The 16,602-nt window shown below is 59.6% G+C and carries 16 protein-coding genes; 11 read left to right on the top strand and 5 right to left on the bottom strand.

Annotated features, from left to right (window positions below):
* The first annotated feature begins 403 nt into the window (after positions 1–403).
* Positions 404–907, top strand: a complete 504-nt coding sequence (locus RYB66_RS23765; protein WP_005782346.1) for a GNAT family N-acetyltransferase — start codon at positions 404–406, stop codon at positions 905–907.
* 90 nt (positions 908–997) lie between these two features.
* On the opposite strand, the gene RYB66_RS23760 is transcribed toward RYB66_RS23765, so the two are convergent.
* From RYB66_RS23760 to RYB66_RS23740, 5 genes are all read right to left on the bottom strand, one after another.
* Complete coding sequence (locus RYB66_RS23760; RefSeq protein ID WP_316895884.1) at positions 998–1,705, bottom strand: hypothetical protein; 708 nt, start codon at positions 1,703–1,705, stop codon at positions 998–1,000.
* Positions 1,706–1,834: 129 nt separating this feature from the next.
* Positions 1,835–2,284, bottom strand: coding sequence for a hypothetical protein (locus RYB66_RS23755; protein WP_046835163.1), 450 nt, complete (start codon positions 2,282–2,284; stop codon positions 1,835–1,837).
* Positions 2,285–2,732: 448 nt separating this feature from the next.
* Positions 2,733–3,446: a cupin domain-containing protein gene (locus RYB66_RS23750; protein WP_005745723.1), complete on the bottom strand. Its 714-nt coding sequence runs from the start codon at positions 3,444–3,446 to the stop codon at positions 2,733–2,735.
* Between the two features lie 300 nt (positions 3,447–3,746).
* Complete coding sequence (locus RYB66_RS23745; RefSeq protein ID WP_005782352.1) at positions 3,747–4,604, bottom strand: GNAT family N-acetyltransferase; 858 nt, start codon at positions 4,602–4,604, stop codon at positions 3,747–3,749.
* Positions 4,605–4,749: 145 nt separating this feature from the next.
* Complete coding sequence (locus RYB66_RS23740) at positions 4,750–5,103, bottom strand: hypothetical protein (protein WP_223886690.1); 354 nt, start codon at positions 5,101–5,103, stop codon at positions 4,750–4,752.
* 35 nt (positions 5,104–5,138) lie between these two features.
* Between RYB66_RS23740 and RYB66_RS23735 the strand changes: the two genes are divergently transcribed.
* The 10 genes from RYB66_RS23735 to argE all read left to right on the top strand — a co-directional run bounded on the left by RYB66_RS23735 (position 5,139) and on the right by argE (position 16,584).
* On the top strand, positions 5,139–5,807 hold the full coding sequence (locus tag RYB66_RS23735) for a haloacid dehalogenase type II (protein WP_005745725.1): 669 nt from the start codon (positions 5,139–5,141) through the stop codon (positions 5,805–5,807).
* 66 nt (positions 5,808–5,873) lie between these two features.
* Entirely contained in the window at positions 5,874–7,148 is a 1,275-nt protein-coding gene (locus RYB66_RS23730) for an NAD(P)/FAD-dependent oxidoreductase (RefSeq protein WP_005782355.1), read from the top strand.
* A 90-nt stretch (positions 7,149–7,238) separates the two neighbouring features.
* Positions 7,239–8,876: an ABC transporter substrate-binding protein gene (locus RYB66_RS23725; RefSeq protein WP_044295762.1), complete on the top strand. Its 1,638-nt coding sequence runs from the start codon at positions 7,239–7,241 to the stop codon at positions 8,874–8,876.
* 31 nt (positions 8,877–8,907) lie between these two features.
* The gene (locus RYB66_RS23720; RefSeq protein ID WP_002555958.1) at positions 8,908–9,864 is read left to right on the top strand and encodes an ABC transporter permease; all 957 of its coding nucleotides are present in this window, start codon (positions 8,908–8,910) and stop codon (positions 9,862–9,864) included.
* A complete protein-coding gene (locus tag RYB66_RS23715; RefSeq protein ID WP_005782361.1) occupies positions 9,861–10,739 on the top strand; it encodes an ABC transporter permease in 879 nt (292 codons plus the stop codon). The genes RYB66_RS23720 and RYB66_RS23715 overlap by 4 nt, the downstream gene beginning before the upstream one ends.
* A gap of 2 nt (positions 10,740–10,741) precedes the next feature.
* A complete protein-coding gene (locus tag RYB66_RS23710; RefSeq protein ID WP_316895640.1) occupies positions 10,742–12,583 on the top strand; it encodes an ABC transporter ATP-binding protein in 1,842 nt (613 codons plus the stop codon).
* Positions 12,580–12,891, top strand: coding sequence for a (2Fe-2S)-binding protein (locus tag RYB66_RS23705; protein ID WP_002555955.1), 312 nt, complete (start codon positions 12,580–12,582; stop codon positions 12,889–12,891). The genes RYB66_RS23710 and RYB66_RS23705 overlap by 4 nt, the downstream gene beginning before the upstream one ends.
* On the top strand, positions 12,870–14,279 hold the full coding sequence (locus RYB66_RS23700; RefSeq protein ID WP_316895638.1) for an NAD(P)/FAD-dependent oxidoreductase: 1,410 nt from the start codon (positions 12,870–12,872) through the stop codon (positions 14,277–14,279). The genes RYB66_RS23705 and RYB66_RS23700 overlap by 22 nt, the downstream gene beginning before the upstream one ends.
* Positions 14,276–15,430, top strand: coding sequence for an NAD(P)/FAD-dependent oxidoreductase (locus RYB66_RS23695; protein ID WP_004659574.1), 1,155 nt, complete (start codon positions 14,276–14,278; stop codon positions 15,428–15,430). The genes RYB66_RS23700 and RYB66_RS23695 overlap by 4 nt, the downstream gene beginning before the upstream one ends.
* Positions 15,427–16,584 (top strand): acetylornithine deacetylase, encoded by a 1,158-nt coding sequence (gene argE, locus RYB66_RS23690; RefSeq protein ID WP_316895635.1) that lies wholly within the window; start codon positions 15,427–15,429, stop codon positions 16,582–16,584. The genes RYB66_RS23695 and argE overlap by 4 nt, the downstream gene beginning before the upstream one ends.
* The last annotated feature ends 18 nt before the right edge of the window (positions 16,585–16,602 follow it).

The following is a 16,602-nucleotide window of genomic DNA, read 5'->3' as shown; positions in this document are numbered from 1 at the left end:
GGAGTATCGATTCTCTCTCTCCATGTGACTCGATTAACATTGTGAGCCCGCACGTCCGCGACGTTTGACCACATGATGGATGGCCTAGCCTATGCCGTTCATGCGTCGAAAAATCTGCTCATATGGCTATCGCTTCGGCCACAGCGCATTAGGCCAGTGATCAGCTCAATCGCGGCGGTCGGGAGTTGTCCACGGCCGGGGTTGGAGGGGCAAGACTGAATGCCTGATTCAACGGCAACCGTCGTAACTGCGAGGTCGCCGGAGCCATGTTGTAATTAAACATCTCCGTGTCCGTCCCCACATACGGACCCCGTAAATGCTCATGGAAATGCCTCGACTTGTCGGGGCGTTTGCTTGTCTGGAATACTCATTTCTATTTGTGACGATGGCAAGGAGGTGGTTTGTGACAGCGACCGGAATTCAGGTACGTCGTTTTGTGCCGAACGATGAGCAAGGTGTGTCGGCATTGATCCTGCCCATCCAGCGTGAAGAATTCGGTATCCCCATCACCGCCGAGGATCAGCCTGATCTGAAGGCGATTCCCACGTTTTACCAGACCGGCACAGGTGATTTCTGGGTCGCGGTGCAAGGTGATCAGGTCGTCGGCAGCATCGCGCTCAAGGACATCGGCTCTGGGCAGGCAGCGCTGCGCAAGATGTTCGTTGCCGCGCCGTTTCGCGGCAAAGAGTTCTCGATTGCAGCCAGGCTGCTGGACTGCTTGATCAAGGAGTCCAGCAGCAGGGGCGTTACTGAGGTGTTCCTGGGCACGACCGACAAGTTTCATGCCGCGCATCGCTTCTACGAGAAGCACGGCTTTCGGGAGATCGAGAAAAAGGACCTGCCAGCGAGCTTTCCGCTGATTGCGGTGGACAGCAAGTTTTATACGTTGGCCCTGAGCCACGACTAATGAAATGGCCGTTTTGTCGGCGAGCGGCAATTCGGCAGGACGCCGACAGCAATACCGGGCACGCGAAACCGCGTGCTCCGTCGTAGGCGCTCAAGCCTCCTGAATATCTGACTGGCTTTTCAGCGCGTTGAAAATGTCCATGGCCGAGCTGTCGTCCGATGTGATGAGCGCGGCGTAATTGGCGGGGTATTGTGCTTTTTCTATGGGTGGCAGCTGGTCGTAGTGGGCGAGAAGCATGACCAGCGTTTGAGTACTTTTGCCGGTTTCGTTGTATTCGTCGGTATAGCGTTTACACATCGCCCTGTTCCAGTTTTCCTGTTGAACATGGTTTTCGGACGAAGCCGCGCTTCTCTCATTAATGGTGAAGTCGCCACTTTCGTCATACATAACCAACCTCAATTGATCCTGAGATAAGCCTGCGAACGGGTTGGTGCCTGATCCATTCTTGAACGAAGTCGCTTGTATGGCTCTTTCGAGCAATGCAGGGTCGTCCGTATCCGGAATCTCTGCGTCGTGCAGTTTCCTATTGGCGTGATAGCTGTTGCCTGCAATTTTGTCACTAATACTGTTTGCCAGAGACCTCAGGCTTTTGAAGTCAAGACTGCTGTCGCGAGCCTGAGCTCGTGCGGCACTACTACTTAATTGACTGGACAATGTCGAGAAGGTGGCACCGTCAATAGCAGATGCAGAGTCAAGTTCTTTCAGGCTGGAGTTTAAAGTCGTGGCGGAGGTGCTTTTCTCGACAGTCGTTAGTGCAGTTTTATGGGTGAGGTGTGTGAGGGATGTTGTATCAATCATGCTGCGTCCTCGCGGCAGAGGCCAATCCATGGCTTTATATTCACTCTTTATATCGGCCCAGCCAGACACCGCTTTAGTTTTCCGCTGAAAAGCGTGCGTATCAAAATGCGACACGCACGCTCCGGGGGCTTATTTCATGGTGAATTCAGCAGCCCACGCGTAGGTGGACAGATTGGTGGCGCGAGACGTCGCCGCGCAGACAGCGCCGCCTTCAGAATTTGCAGTCCGGTTCCATTTCGGCACCTTGGCCCCGCCTGCACCGGGAAGCTTTATGAAGGTGGTCGAGAATACGCAAACCTTGGAACCCATGACGTAGCGAACACTGGCGTAGCTGGTATCCGGTGATAGAGTGCTTTGCATCGAGTAAGTATCTGAACCTCCCGGGGGGACTGCAGAGTTAATCGGTGATTTAGCATTCAGCCTGGCAGAGATCTCATTACGCGTAACGGGTTTATACTCCGCCACCTCAGAGCCCAGATTTTTAAATGTAACAGTGACTGCTGGTCCCGCTTGCGCCGTAACGCTGATGCACAGTGTTGCAAAAGCAAGGGAGGCCAATAAGGTCTTGTCGTTTTTCATAGGGAATAGTCCTTGAGTAAATGAGTAACTTCATAGCGTTTTAAATAAGATAAAAGCGCGACGAAACGGGGCAGCGGTCGTTCGTGCCCACATGGATCGTTCAGCTTTTAGAGTGTCGCGGAGGGATAGGCAGGGCGTGCGCACAGTGAATGCGTCGGTCAGATAAAGTACCTCCAGTCAATATAATAAATAAACGTTAAAGCGATGCATGAAGCGTACCGCTATCTTGCTGTGCTCGTCAGGAGCAAATTTTTACTTGCTGACATTTGTTGTGTTTTTTAACACAAGCGACACGGAAGGCAAGTAGGAAATTTCTGATTCTTCGTGCATTGGCGAAAGATATTTTTTATTCTTGTCTTTTAGCGCTGCATTGGATTAACTGCGCTGGCGAGAGCTAAACATGTAAGTATATTGCGCCCTGCAAGACTGAAGGGCGCAATAGCTTTCTTCACGTCACTGCATAAAACTTGCGCACATACCCCGTGCTGGTCCATTTGCAAGGCGCGCCCTGGGCGACGAATACGGTATCGCCTGTGTTCACGGTCAGGCTAGGGCCGTTTTCCAGGCTCAACACTACGCTGCCTTCGATCAGGTTCATCAGCTCATGGATTTTGTGCGGGCGCGAGATGCGCTCGTAGGGTGTGGAGTCCCAGACGCCGATACGCAAAGTGCTTGCGGTGTCTTCAAACAGGTTGTTGCTGCGGCACTGCGGCAGCGCGCTGATCATGATCGCCGGGTCTGGCGGTGAGGACGGTGTGAGCATGGCGAGGCGGTCCAGAGCGGTAATACCGGGTTTGTCGGGGCCATTGGCCTGAGTGGATACGCAGAACGCCCAGAGGCTGTCCGGTTGCGCTTCGATACGTACTTGCGTGCCACGACCGATCACGGCACTTTCGCCGGTGCTGATGGTGATGCTGCCGGTGCCAGAGGTCAGCGTGACGCTGCCGCGATGCATCACCAGCATTTCGGTGTAGGGGTAGGCCTCTATCGAGAGTGCCGTACCCAATTCAACGATGCCAGCCGCAATACCCTGTTCATCGACAAATGCCGTGCGGCGGCCACTGTCGAACGGGTCATGCGCATCAATGGGGCCGTTGGTGAATTCGGTATCTACCGGGCTGAGGTCAGCGCGGGCCAATAGCAGGACTGTGGGGTGGGGCATTGGGTTGGGCTCCTGGATGAGAATTTATGATTCATCGATGATCGTTCCAACGCGGTGCGCTTGGCGTTATACCCAACTTTTGTGGGAGCGGCCCGGGCGACGCTTCGCTCGTTCGCGAAAGGGCCGGTATATTCTTCGAAAATATATCGCTTGAATTATCGTCTTCGCGAACAAGTTCGCTCCCACTGCAGGTTTCTGCCCAGCCTGCCACTGCGGTTTCAGCCCCGCTTTTAGAGCTCATCCGCACTTTTGTGTAACGCTGAGCGCAGAGCATTGGCACGATGATGTTTTTCCGGGCGATCAGCCGATCGCCTGGGTAATCAGCGCAAACTGGCGCACGCCCTGGCTGGCTTGCGGAACTGCGCCCATGCTCATGCAGGTCACGCTATCGACACGCTTGAGGCCGGCTTCGTCCAGCCAGTCGGCCAGGCCGCAGTCGGTCGGGATGTCGATGCGTACAAAGGCGTAAGGCACTTTGGCCAGCAGTTGCTCGATCATGTGCCTGGCCTGTTCCACCGTCTGGGCGACGACAGGGCCGATGCACAGGCCACGGCCGAACGGGCGCAACAGGGCAAAAGCCTGCAACTGGCCATCGCGTTCGATGCCGACTGCGTGCTCAAGGTTATTCAGCACATCGCCCAGCGTTACCGAACGGTCCATACCCGAACCGGCATTGGCCAGTTCCAGCACGCGAGCATGGTCAGCCTCGCTCAACGCACGACTGCTTTCCTGTGCTTTCAATGCAGTTGTGTCAGGCAGTTGTGCCTGCCCCTGACGCTGTTGAACCTCACCAAAACTGACGAAGCCCATTTTTTCGTACAGCGGGGCGCCGGCAAGTGTTGCATTGAGGATGGCGGTGCGTGGAGGCACGCAGCCGACAGCAAGCTCCATCAATTTGCGGCCAATGCCCTTGCCTTGATAGTCGTCGCTGACAATCACCAGACCGATAGTGGAAAACTCGCCCTGATGGCAGGCGAAGGCACTGCCGATCAAGCGACCGTTGTGTACTGCAACAAAGCCTTGGGCGACCCGTTGCAGCATGGCCCAGTCTTCCAGTCGATGCGGCCACTTCAGGGCAATGGATAACTCATGAGCGTTACCGACATCGGCTGCGGTCATGGGGCGAAATTCAAAGTCGAGGCGTTGCTGAGCGAGCATGACGTGTCTCCGTCCAGAAGGATGCACCGGCAAATAAAAGGCTGCGGCAGGCTTGCTGTATCCCACCTGCTGCGGGCGCTGACAAGAGGCCTGCAAGCATTCGGCAGATTCCACAAACCGCCGTTCGCCAGACCACAGTTACTGCTTAAATCGGGTGGGCACCCGGCAGCAAATGCTTGTGGTTTTTCTTCGGTTTCAGGCTCTTTATATAGCCGCCGGAATTTGCTGCTCGCAGATCACTGACGCGGCGCAGTTTCTGCGGTGCAAACCCGCGTGTTTGAGCCCGAGCGCCCTGAAAAGGGTCAAAAAAGCGCCGAAAACCGGGCTCTGCCCAAGGCTGGAGCGCCCCGCAAAGTCTGCTGAGCGCGCACCTCAAAACGGTGGTTTCTATCAAGCAGCCATCACTTTTAACGCCATATGCTGATTTCACGGTGTTGTAATGAGGTTGTGCTGCAGCGTGCATCACCGCCCTTGGAAATGAGGCCGGATTGCTCGTCATGCCATGACCTCAACGAACTTTCAGGACCGCACACAATGAGCTTTCTTCGACCAAAATTCATTACGTTCGACTGCTACGGCACGTTGACCAATTTCCACATGGGCACCATGACGCGCGAGCTCTTCGCCGACCGCGTACCGGCCGAACATATGGATCAGTTCGTCAAGGATTTTTCGGCGTATCGTCTGGATCAGGTCATGGGTGACTGGATGCCGTACGACGAAATTCTCAAGGTTGCACTGGCTCGCACCTGCAAGCGCTGGAACGTTGAATACCGCGAAGAAGGCCAGCTGTATTACGACGCCGTGCCGACCTGGGGCCCACACGCCGATGTGCCCGCCGGTCTGTCGAAAATCGCCGACAAGATCCCGTTGGTGATTTTCTCCAACGCCAGCGACAGCCAGATCATGTCCAACGTCGAAAAGCTCGGCGCGCCGTTCCACAAGGTGTTCACCGCTGACCAGGCCAAGGTCTACAAGCCACGTCTGGCTGCGTTCGAGTTCATGCTCGACAACCTGGGTTGCGGCCCGGAAGACATCTTGCATGTGTCTTCAAGCTTCCGTTACGACCTGTTTTCCGCACACGACATGAAAATCAAGAACAAGGCATTCGTGGCTCGCGGTCATGAACAGCCAGCCAACAGCTTCTACGAATACCACCAGATCCCGGACATTGGCGGGCTGGCCGGGCTGGTCGGCCTTTAAACCGGACAACTTGCGCAACACCGGCATTTTTCAAGGTGCTCTTCTATGAGTGACAAGGGGAACAGAATGCGCAGTGAGTCTTACTGGCTCGATACGGCTCCAGACTTTACCGGCGCGCAGGACGGCGCAGTGGAGGGGCAGGCTGACGTTGTGGTGGTCGGTGGCGGTTTCACCGGTCTTGCGGCGGCGCGTGCATTGGCCTTGAAAGGTGCCAGCGTAGTGGTTCTGGAAGCTGGCCGGGTGATCGGCGAAGCGTCGGGCCGCAACGGCGGACAGTGCAATACCGGTGTGGCTCAGGACTACGCATCGTTGAGCGCGACCCTGGGGGCCGATCAGGCCCGCGAGTATTACAAGGCTTATGAAAGTGCGGTGCAGAGCGTGGTCACGGTGATCGAGCAGGAAAACATCGCCTGCGACATCAAGCGTAACGGCAAGCTCAAGCTGGCGGCCAAGCCAGGACATTACGAAGGACTGGCGCGTACCTGCGAGCTGATTCGTCGTGAGGTGGATGCCGACGTAGAGTTGCTGTCCGCAGAGGACGTGCGCGGCGAAATCGATTCAAACGAATTCCACGGCGGCCTTTTGCAGCGCAACGGTGTGCAGATGCACGTTGGCCGTTTCGGCCTGGGCCTGGCCGATGCAGCCGTGCGCCACGGCGCAAAGGTGTATCAGGGTGCCACGGTGAAGGACTGGAAAGCCAACCGTGGCGGCTTCGTAGTCAACACCTCGAAAGGCTCCATTCAGGCCGGGCAGGTGTTACTGGCGACCGGTGCCTGCCAGCACGGCGGGTTGGGCTGGTATCGCCGACGCATCGTGCCGGTCGGCAGTTTCGTCATCGTTACCGAAGTGTTGCCGCAGGCGCTGATTGACCAGCTGTTTCCCAACCAGCGCGCTTACGTGACCAGCCGTTTGATCGGCAACTATTTCCGTCTGACCCCGGACAACCGCCTGCTGTTCGGCGGGCGGGCACGCTTCGCCATGTCCAATAGCAGTTCCGATGCCAAGAGCGGCAAGGTGCTGCAAGCGGCGATGGTGCAGATGTTCCCGCAACTGGCGCACGTCAAGGTCGACTACTGCTGGGGCGGACTGGTGGACATGACGTCCGACCGTCTGCCGCGTGCAGGCGAACACAACGGCGTCTTCTACTCGATGGGCTACAGCGGCCATGGTGTGCAGATGTCGGTGCACATGGGGCGGGTGATGGCTGAGGTCATGGAAGGCAAGGCGTTGGCCAATCCCTGGAAAGACCTGAACTGGCCAGCCATTCCCGGCCACTTCGGCAAGCCGTGGTTTCTGCCGCTGGTAGGCGCGTATTACCGCTATCAGGACAGCCGCCACTGAGTTTTTGTTTAACCGTCGTGTGTGCTTGAAGGACGCTCCGGCCAACCGTGAGCAACTCGGAATTTCCCCTTTTCGACAGGTAGAACTGATATGGCTGACAAAAAAACCGACTCCCAGCTGATCACAGGCCAAGACAGCCTGCGTGTTTTCGAAGGTCTCAATCGTGGTCTGTCGCGGCGCGATGCGCTGCGTATGCTGGGTGTTGCAGGTGTGGTTGCGGCGGGCTCCACCAGCCTGTTCGGTGCAGCGGGCAAGGTTTTTGCCGATGACGCCGATGCGCCTGTCAAAGGCAAGCCAGGCGGGCGCATTCGTGTAGCGGGCATGTCCAGCTCCACCGCTGACACACTTGATCCGGCCAAAGGCGCGCTGTCTACCGACTACGTTCGCCATTTCATGTTCTACAACGGTCTGACCCGTTTCGACAGCCATCTGGTTCCGCACATGGAGCTGGCCGAAAAGATCGAAAGCGACAACGCCACGGTCTGGACCGTAACCCTGCGCCAGGGCGTGACCTTCCACAACGGCAAGGCATTGACCGCTGGCGACGTGGTGTTCTCCCTGTCGCGCCACAAGGACCCGGCCACCGGTTCTAAAGTCCTGCCGCTGATGGCGCAGTTTTCCGAGATCAAGGCCACCGGCCCGCTGGAAGTACAGATCACCCTCAGCTCGCCAAACGCCGAGTTGCCATCGATCCTCGCGGTTTCGCACCTGCTGATCGTGCCCGAAGGCACGACAGATTTCAGCAAGGGCATCGGTACCGGCCCGTTCACCGTCAAGGAATTCAACCCTGGCGTGCGTTCGGTCAGTGCGCGCAACCCTAACTACTGGAAACCAGGCCTGCCGTACCTGGACGAGATCGAATTCATTGCCATTGCCGACGAGCCGTCACGCGTCAACGCGCTGCTGTCCGGCGACGTGCACATGATCAACGAGGTCAACCCGCGCTCCACCACACGCATCGCGGCCAGTGCCAAGCACCGCGTTGTGGATGCGCCGTCCGGCAACTACACCGACCTGATCATTCGCCAGGACCAGATGCCCGGCAAGAGCCCGGAATTCACCGAGGCCATGAAGTACCTGCTGGACCGTGAGCAGGTCAAATCGGCCGTGTTCCGTGGCTATGCCCGCGTCGGTAACGACCACCCGATTGCGCCCGGCTCGCGTTACTTCAACACTGACCTGCCGCAACGCGCCTATGACCCGGAAAAGGCCAAATTCCTGCTCAAGAAAGCCGGCATGGAAAAAATCACCATGGCCGTAGCGGCATCGCCTGCTGCGACCGGTTCGGTGGACATCGCCGTGCTGCTGCAACAGTCGGCAAAACAGGCCGGGCTGACGCTCAACGTCAACCGCCTGCCGAGCGATGGTTACTGGTCCAACCACTGGATGAAGCACCCGCTGAGCTTCGGCAACATCAACCCGCGACCGAACGCCGACGTGATCTTCTCGCAGTTCTTCCAGTCCTCGGCACCGTGGAACGAATCCGGCTGGAAAAACGATCAGTTCGACCAGTTGCTGCTGCTGGCCCGCGGGGAAACCGACGACGCCAAGCGCGCCAAAATGTACGGCGACATGCAGACCCTGGTAAGCCAGAACTGCGGCATCGGCATCCCCGTGTTCATCAGCAACATCGACGGCGTGGACAAGCGCGTTCAGGGCTATTCCAGCAACCCGCTGGGCGGCTTCATGGGCTACATGTTCAGCGAGCAGGTTTGGCTGGACGCGTAAATGCAACGCTGAACCGAGCAGGAGGATGCAGATGAATAGCAACACACTCTGGTTGATCGTGCAGCGCTTCGGCGCGGCGATCGTGACGTTGTTGATCGTTTCCATCGTGGTCTTCGCCATTACGGCGGTGTTGCCTGGAGACGCGGCACAACAGGCCCTTGGGCAATTCGCGACGCCTGAACAGGTCGCCGCATTGCGTACAAAACTGGGCCTGGATCAGCCAGGTGTGGTGCGTTATCTGCATTGGTTGACCAACCTGCTCGGCGGCAACTTCGGTGAGTCAGTGTCCAACGCGATGCCGGTGTCCGAGCTGATTGCCGGGCGCTTTCCGAAAACCCTGATGCTGTCGGCAACCACCGCGCTGGTCTCGGTACCGCTAGCGCTGGCACTGGGCATTGGCGCAGCGATGTACCGCGGCAGCCGCCTTGATGGGGCGCTGAGTTTCATCACGCTGACCCTGGTGGCGGTGCCCGAATTTCTGGTGGCCACCCTGGCGGTGCTGATTTTCGCCGTTAACCTGGGCTGGCTATCGGCGTTGTCGTATGGCGGTGACGTCAGCTCGCCGTGGCAATTCATGCGCACTTACGCGTTGCCGGTGATGACGCTGTGCTGCGTGATCGTGGCGCAAATGGCGCGTATGACCCGCGCTGCGGTCATCGACCAACTGGACAGCCCGTATGTGGAAATGGCCCGCCTCAAGGGCGTCAGCCCGGTGCGTATCGTGCTGCGCCACGCCTTGCCCAACGCTATCGGGCCCATCGTCAACGCGGTGGCGCTGAGCCTTTCCTACCTGCTGGGTGGGGTGGTTATCGTTGAAACCATCTTCAACTATCCCGGCATCGCCAGCCTGATGGTCGATGCTGTAACCAACCGTGACATGGCGTTGGTTCAAGGCTGCACCATGCTGTTCTGCTCCGCTTACCTGGGTCTGGTGCTGATGGCCGACCTGTGTGCAATTCTTTCCAATCCGAGGCTGAGAACCCAATGACTCAATTCATTGCGAAATCGACGCCTGAAGCGCCGGCACCGGTGCTGCGCAAAAAAGCGTCCCGCCCCACCTCATGGCTTGGCCTGCTGGGCGCAACGGTCTGCTTCATCTGGCTGATGGTCGCGCTGTTCGGTCCTTGGCTTGCGCCGCATGCTGTCGGCGAAGTAGTTTCCGACAACATGTTTGAAAACATGAGCGCGCTTTATCCGTTCGGCACTGATTACCTGGGCCGCGACATGCTCAGCCGGGTGCTGATCGGCGCGCGCTTCACGGTGGGCCTGGCGCTGATTTCGGCGGTGCTGGCCAGCGGCATCGGCACGCTTTGCGCGCTGTTGTCAGTGGTCGCGCCAAAATGGCTGGACGAAATCATCAGTCGCCTGATGGACGCGTTCATCTCGATCCCCAGCAAAATGCTGGCGCTGATCATGGTCTCGGCGTTTGGCTCGTCCGAGGTGCTGCTGATCTGTACGGCGGTATTGAGCTACACGCCGGGAGCGTTTCGTATCGCGCGCAGCCTGGCGGTGAATATCGAAGCGCTGGAATACGTGCAAGTGGCGCGCACACGCGGCGAGGGTCGTATCTACATTGCCTGCCGGGAAATTCTGCCGAACATGCTCAACCCGGTCATGACCGACCTGGGGCTGCGTTTTGGCTTCATCGTGTTACTGCTCAGCGGCATGAGCTTTCTGGGGCTTGGTGTGCAGCCGCCCGATGCCGACCTTGGCTCGCTGGTACGCGAGAACATCGGCGGACTGAGTCAAGGCGCGCCGGCCATCGTGATCCCTGCGCTGGCCATCGGCACCCTGACCATCGGTGTCAACCTGTTCATCGACCGGCTCGCCTCACGGCGCGGTCGCCGCTCGGGAGGGCATTGAAAATGAGCCAGTTGATTCGTGTGCAAGACCTGCGCGTGGTTGCCGATGGCGATCAGGGCGAGCTGGAAATCGTCAAAGGCGTCAGCTTCGCGCTGGAAAAAGGCGAAGTGCTGGCGTTGATCGGCGAGTCCGGTTCCGGCAAGACCACCATCGCGCTGGCCCTGTTGGGGTATGCCCGACGCGGCTGCAAACTGGCCGGCGGTGTGGTTCAGGTGGGCGAGCACGACATGCTCAGCCTGCCCGAAAGCCAGTTGCAGGGCCTGCGCGGCAACCGTGTTTCCTACATCGCGCAAAGTGCCGCGGCGGCTTTCAACCCGGCCAAAAAACTTATTGATCAGGTTATCGAAGGCGCGCTGATTCATGGTCTGGGCAGTCGTGCAGACCTGCAAGCCAAGGCCGTAGAACTGTTCCGCGACCTGGCCTTGCCCAACCCGGAAAGCATCGGCCAGCGTTATCCGCATCAGGTTTCGGGCGGTCAGTTGCAGCGCGTGATGGCAGCCATGGCGCTGATCAGCGACCCGTTGCTGGTGATCCTCGACGAGCCGACCACGGCGCTGGACGTCACCACGCAGATCGACGTGCTACGCGCCTTCAAGCGGGTGGTGCGCGAGCGCGGTGCAACGGCGGTCTATGTCTCCCACGACCTTGCCGTCGTGGCGCAGATGGCTGATCAGATCGTGGTGCTCAATGGCGGGGGGATTATCGAGCAGAGCAGCACTGCAGCGCTGCTCAAAGGCCCGGAAGACGCCTACACCCGCAGCCTGCTGGCAGCGGCGCGGCCCGACAAAGTACTGAAACCGGCCAGCGAAGTGGTCAAGGACAGCACGCTGTTGACCATCAAGGGCCTGACGGCGGGCTATGGCAAAAAGAACCTGCAAGGCATGCCGATGATTCGCGTGCTGGAAGACATCGACCTGACCATTCGCCGTGGCCAGGCCATTGGCGTGATCGGCGAGTCCGGTTCGGGCAAGTCGACCCTGGCCCGTGTGGTCGCCGGTCTTCTGGACCCGGCGCACGGCAGCCTGACATTCGACGGTGCCGACTTGTCCGGCACCTTGGCGGGACGCACCGAAGAGCAATTTCGGCGCATCCAGATGGTGTTCCAGAACGCCGACACCGCGCTCAACCCGATGCACAGCATCAGCGCAATTCTGGCGCGCCCGCTGAAGATGTATTTCGGCCTGAAGGGCAAAGCCCTGCGCGATCGCATCGACGAACTGATGGACCTGGTGCGCCTGCCCCGTGAACTGGCAGAGCGGCGCCCCAACGAACTGTCGGGTGGCCAGAAACAACGCGTCAACCTGGCCCGCGCGCTGGCGGCCAAGCCGGACCTGATCCTCTGTGATGAAGTGACCTCAGCGCTGGATACCGTGGTGGGCGCGTGCATCCTTGAACTGCTCGGCGAACTGCGCCGCAAGCTGGGTGTTTCCTACCTGTTCATCAGCCATGACATTTCCACCGTCCGCGCGCTGTGCGACGACATTGTGGTGATGTACAGCGGCCACAAGGTCGAAGAGGGCAGCCGCGAAGCGTTCAGCCGTGTGCCGTTCCATCCGTACACCGACCTGCTGGTGCACTCAGTGCCAGAACTGCGTCAGGGCTGGCTGGAAACCTGTGGTGTGACCAGCGGCAAGCTGCCACCCATCAGCGCCCCGGCCAACAACCCCGAACTGTGTACCTTCCTCAACCGTTGCCCGGCCCGTGTCGAAGGCCTGTGCAACAAGACTGCCCCGAGCCGTCGCATGATCGCAGGCGGCAGCGAAATCCTCTGCCATCGCGACAGCGACGAGCTGCAGGCCGTGCAAGAAAACCTTAATCCTGTGACCGTGGGAGCCTACGCATGAGTGGCCGTTTTGTGAGACTGGGCGAACGTGATCGCCCAGTTGTGAGCCTGATGGTCGATGGCGCGCCCATAGAAGCATTGCAGGGCGACACCTTGATGGTGGCGTTGCTGACCCGCAAAGCCACGCTGCGCCAGTCCGAGTTCGACTCCGGACGTCGTGCCGGGTTTTGCCTGATGGGCGCCTGTCAGGATTGCTGGGTCTGGACCCGCAACGGCGAGCGCCTGCGCGCCTGCTCCAACGAAGTCCGCGACGGACTCGATATCGTCACCACCCAACCGGAGGCGAAATGGCCACTTCTTCACGGTTAGACGTTCAGAACCCTGCCAGCCCGAGAGTCGTCATCATTGGCGCTGGCCCAGCGGGCACCCGTTGCGCCGAAACCTTGCTGGCGGCGGGCATCAAACCGATTCTGATCGACGAAAACCGGCGCGACGGCGGGCAGATCTATCGCCGTCAGCCAGAAGGCTTCAAGCGCGATTATTCAGCGTTGTATGGCACCGAAGCAGCCAAGGCGCGTGACCTGCACGAAAGCTTTGATCGCCTGCGCGCACAAATCGACTATCGCCCCGACACACTGGCCTGGAACCTCACGCATGGCGAGCTGTGCTGTGCCAGCCAGGGCGTGCATACCGTGGTGGAATACGACGCACTGATCCTGTGTGCCGGGGCCACCGACCGGCTGATGCCGATCAAGGGCTGGCAACTGGCAGGCACCTACAGCCTGGGCGGCTCGCAGATCGCGCTCAAGTCGCAGTCGGTGTCCATCGGCAGTCGGGTGGTGTTCATGGGCAGCGGACCGTTGCTTTACCTGGTCGCCAGCCAGTACGTCAAAGCCGGTGCCGATGTGGCCGCCGTGCTCGACACCTCGCCGTTCAGCAAGCGCATCGGCGCGATGCCCAAATTGCTCGCGCGCCCTGGCTTGCTGTTCAACGGCATGAAACTGCTGGCCCAGTTGTACAGCGCTAAAGTGCCGGTGCACCTGGGCGTGCAGCCCGAAGAAATTATCGGCAGCGAGCAGGACGGTGTGACCGGCGTGCGCGTGAAGCTCGCCAACGGTAACTCGCTGACCGTCGATTGCGATGCATTGGCGCTGGGTTATCACCTGCGCCCGGAAACTCAACTGGCTGACCTGGCCGGATGCCAACTGCGTTTCGACGACGCGTCCGGGCAATGGGTGCTGGCGGTCGACGAAGACGGTCGCACCTCGGTGAGCGGCGTTTATGCAGCGGGCGACGGCGCAAAAATCCGTGGTGCCGATGCTGCCGAACAGGCAGGGCGATTGGCGGCAATGGCGTTGCTGGACGATCTTGGCCGGCCTGTGGATAACTCGCGCCGCGAAGAAGTGCGCAAGAATCTGCAGGTCATGGACCGCTTCCGTGTCGGGCTGGCCGAAGCGTTTCCCTGGCCTGCTGCCCAGGCAGCTGCGTTGCCCGATGAAGCGATTGTCTGCCGCTGCGAGATGATCAGCGCCGGTGAATTGCGCGGCGTGGTGCGTGAAAAAGGCGCATGCGAAGTCAACCGCGCCAAGGCTTTCAGTCGCGTTGGCATGGGCCGTTGCCAAGGCCGTTATTGCTCGCAGGCCGGTGCCGAAGTAATCGCTGCCCAAGCCGGTGTGCCGGTCGAGCAGGTCGGTCGTCAGCGCGGGCAGGCACCGGTCAAACCGCTGTCGATGCTGGTGGACGAGGTGGCCTCATGAAACAACCGAAAGTGGATGTGCTGATTGTCGGTGGCGGCTTCATGGGCTCGGCGTCGGCGTTCTTTCTGCGTCAGCGCGGCAAGTCGGTGACCCTGCTGGAGCGCGACGTGATCGGCCAGTACGCCAGCGGCGTCAACTTCGGCAACGTGCGGCGCCAAGGCCGGCATCTCGGTCAGCTGGAACTGGCCAACCGCTCCAGAGCACTGTGGCAGCGGTTGCCTGAGCTGATCGGTGAAGACCTGGAGTTTCTGCCCAGCGGGCACATGCGCGTCTGCTATCGCGAGGATGAAATCGCTGAGCTGGAAGCTTATGCAGCGGCCCCGGAAGCCCGTGAGCTGGACCTGAAAATCTACAGCGGCAAGGCACTGCACGAGCGTTTCGGGTTTCTCGGGCCGGACGTAAAGGGCGGCTCCTACGCGCCACACGATGGCCACGCCAACCCACGTCTGGCTGCACCGGCTTTTGCGCGCGCAGCGATTCGTGCCGGGGCGCGCATCGAAGAGCGTACCGAAGTGGCGCATGTGGAAAAGGTCGGTAACGAATTTGAAGTCACTACCACTGACGGGCGCATTTTCACTGCCGATCAATTATTGATCACCGCAGGTGCCTGGGGGCAAAAACTCTCCGCGCAGTTTGGCGAGCCCGTACCGCTGGAAACCAATGGCCCGCAGATGGCTGTGACCGAACCGGTGCCTTATGCGCTGCCGACCGTCATCGGCGTGTTCACCAAAATCCCTCACGAAGTGATCTACTTTCGGCAGATCGCACGTGGCAACATCGTCATCGGCGGTGGTTTTCGCAGCAAGCCGGACATGGTCAACCGCCGCGCCTACGTCGAGCCGCGCAGCATCATCAATCAGGTGCAGCAGATGCGTCGGCTGTTGCCCGGTGTCGGCAACCTGAACATCATCCGCGTGTGGAGCGGCATTGAAGGCTACACGCCGGACTCACTGCCAGTGATGGGCCGCAGCGGTAAGGTCGATGGCCTGTTCTATGCATTTGCCTTCTGCGGTCACGGCTTCCAGCTCGGTCCGGGCGTGGGCGACGTGATGGCTGAACTGATCAGCACCGGCACCACCAGCACCTCGATCAGCCCGTTCGACATTCGCCGTTTTGAAATCGTTACCGAACAAGCGAGTAAAGCCTCATGAGCCCCCGCGCCCTGGAAATTCTCAAACGCCTGATCGCCTTCGACACCGTGTCGTCGGAGCCGAACATGGCACTGATCGAATACGTCCGTGAACTGCTGGCCAGCAAGGGCATCGAGTCGTTGATCGTCAAGGACGAGACCGGCAAGAAGGCCAACCTGTTCGCCAGCACCGGCCCGCGTGATGTACCCGGCGTGCTGCTGTCCGGCCACACCGACGTGGTTCCTGCTGCTGGCCAGGCGTGGACGTTGCCGCCGTTTCAGGCCACCCTGCGTGACGGGCGTATCTACGGCCGTGGCACCTGCGACATGAAGGGTTTCATTGCCCTGGCCATCGACGCGATGCTCGATGCCGCGGACATGACCCTGATCCGTCCGCTGCAACTGGCGTTGTCCCATGATGAAGAGATCGGCTGTGTCGGCGTGCGGCGGCTGCTGGATGTGTTGCATCTGGCACCGATGCGCCCGTTTCTGTGTGTGGTAGGCGAACCGACGCTGATGCAGTTTGCCGTAGGGCACAAGGGCAAGGCGTCCTATCGCACCTTCTGCCGAGGCCAGGAGGCGCATTCGTCGCTGGCACCCAGAGCGGTCAACGCGATTCATCTGGCCAGCGATTTCATCGCCGAACTGCGCAACAGCCAGAAGCAGATCGAGCAACAAGGCGCGCGTGACGAGGGTTACGACATCCCTTACAGCACCGTGCACATCGGCCGTATCGATGGCGGCAAGGCGCTGAACATTGTGCCCAACCTGTGCACCATGGAATTCGAATACCGCAACCTGCCGGGCGACAATCCCGACGTGCTGCTGGAGCAACTGCGCGAGCGCGCCGAAGTGCTGGTACGCGAGGCGAAACAATTGTCGGGCGTGGCCGCTATCGAAATCGAAGTGATGAACGAGTACCCGGCGCTGGAGACTCATCCGAGTGTTGAAGCAGTGCGCATGCTGCACGCATTTGCCGAACCGGGCACTCAGCACATCAAGGTCTCCTATGGCACTGAAGGCGGTCTGTTCGCCGGGCGGCTCAACGTGCCGGTGGTGGTGTGCGGGCCAGGCTCTATCGAGCAGGCACACAAGCCGGACGAGTTTATCGAGGAGAGCCAGATGAAGGCGGGTGAGCGCTTTCTGCAAACCCTGCTGGGCTCGTTGAAGCAGTAGAGGCTGCCGTCCGAGAGC

This window comes from Pseudomonas syringae group sp. 243L2 (assembly GCF_032587875.1).
Lineage (GTDB): Bacteria > Pseudomonadota > Gammaproteobacteria > Pseudomonadales > Pseudomonadaceae > Aquipseudomonas > Aquipseudomonas amygdali.
The sequence above is the reverse complement of the archived record's forward strand: the minus strand, read 5'-3'. Positions and strand labels throughout refer to the sequence as shown.

Coding starts and splice junctions, on each gene's coding strand:
- RYB66_RS23760 (WP_316895884.1), bottom strand. CDS start 1,705: ATGATTGATACAACATCCCTCACACACCTCACCCATAAAACTGCACTA.
- RYB66_RS23755 (WP_046835163.1), bottom strand. CDS start 2,284: ATGAAAAACGACAAGACCTTATTGGCCTCCCTTGCTTTTGCAACACTG.
- RYB66_RS23750 (WP_005745723.1), bottom strand. CDS start 3,446: ATGCCCCACCCCACAGTCCTGCTATTGGCCCGCGCTGACCTCAGCCCG.
- RYB66_RS23745 (WP_005782352.1), bottom strand. CDS start 4,604: ATGCTCGCTCAGCAACGCCTCGACTTTGAATTTCGCCCCATGACCGCA.
- RYB66_RS23740 (WP_223886690.1), bottom strand. CDS start 5,103: ATGACGAGCAATCCGGCCTCATTTCCAAGGGCGGTGATGCACGCTGCA.
- RYB66_RS23735 (WP_005745725.1), top strand. CDS start 5,139: ATGAGCTTTCTTCGACCAAAATTCATTACGTTCGACTGCTACGGCACG.
- RYB66_RS23730 (WP_005782355.1), top strand. CDS start 5,874: ATGCGCAGTGAGTCTTACTGGCTCGATACGGCTCCAGACTTTACCGGC.
- RYB66_RS23725 (WP_044295762.1), top strand. CDS start 7,239: ATGGCTGACAAAAAAACCGACTCCCAGCTGATCACAGGCCAAGACAGC.
- RYB66_RS23720 (WP_002555958.1), top strand. CDS start 8,908: ATGAATAGCAACACACTCTGGTTGATCGTGCAGCGCTTCGGCGCGGCG.
- RYB66_RS23715 (WP_005782361.1), top strand. CDS start 9,861: ATGACTCAATTCATTGCGAAATCGACGCCTGAAGCGCCGGCACCGGTG.
- RYB66_RS23710 (WP_316895640.1), top strand. CDS start 10,742: ATGAGCCAGTTGATTCGTGTGCAAGACCTGCGCGTGGTTGCCGATGGC.
- RYB66_RS23705 (WP_002555955.1), top strand. CDS start 12,580: ATGAGTGGCCGTTTTGTGAGACTGGGCGAACGTGATCGCCCAGTTGTG.
- RYB66_RS23700 (WP_316895638.1), top strand. CDS start 12,870: ATGGCCACTTCTTCACGGTTAGACGTTCAGAACCCTGCCAGCCCGAGA.
- RYB66_RS23695 (WP_004659574.1), top strand. CDS start 14,276: ATGAAACAACCGAAAGTGGATGTGCTGATTGTCGGTGGCGGCTTCATG.
- argE (WP_316895635.1), top strand. CDS start 15,427: ATGAGCCCCCGCGCCCTGGAAATTCTCAAACGCCTGATCGCCTTCGAC.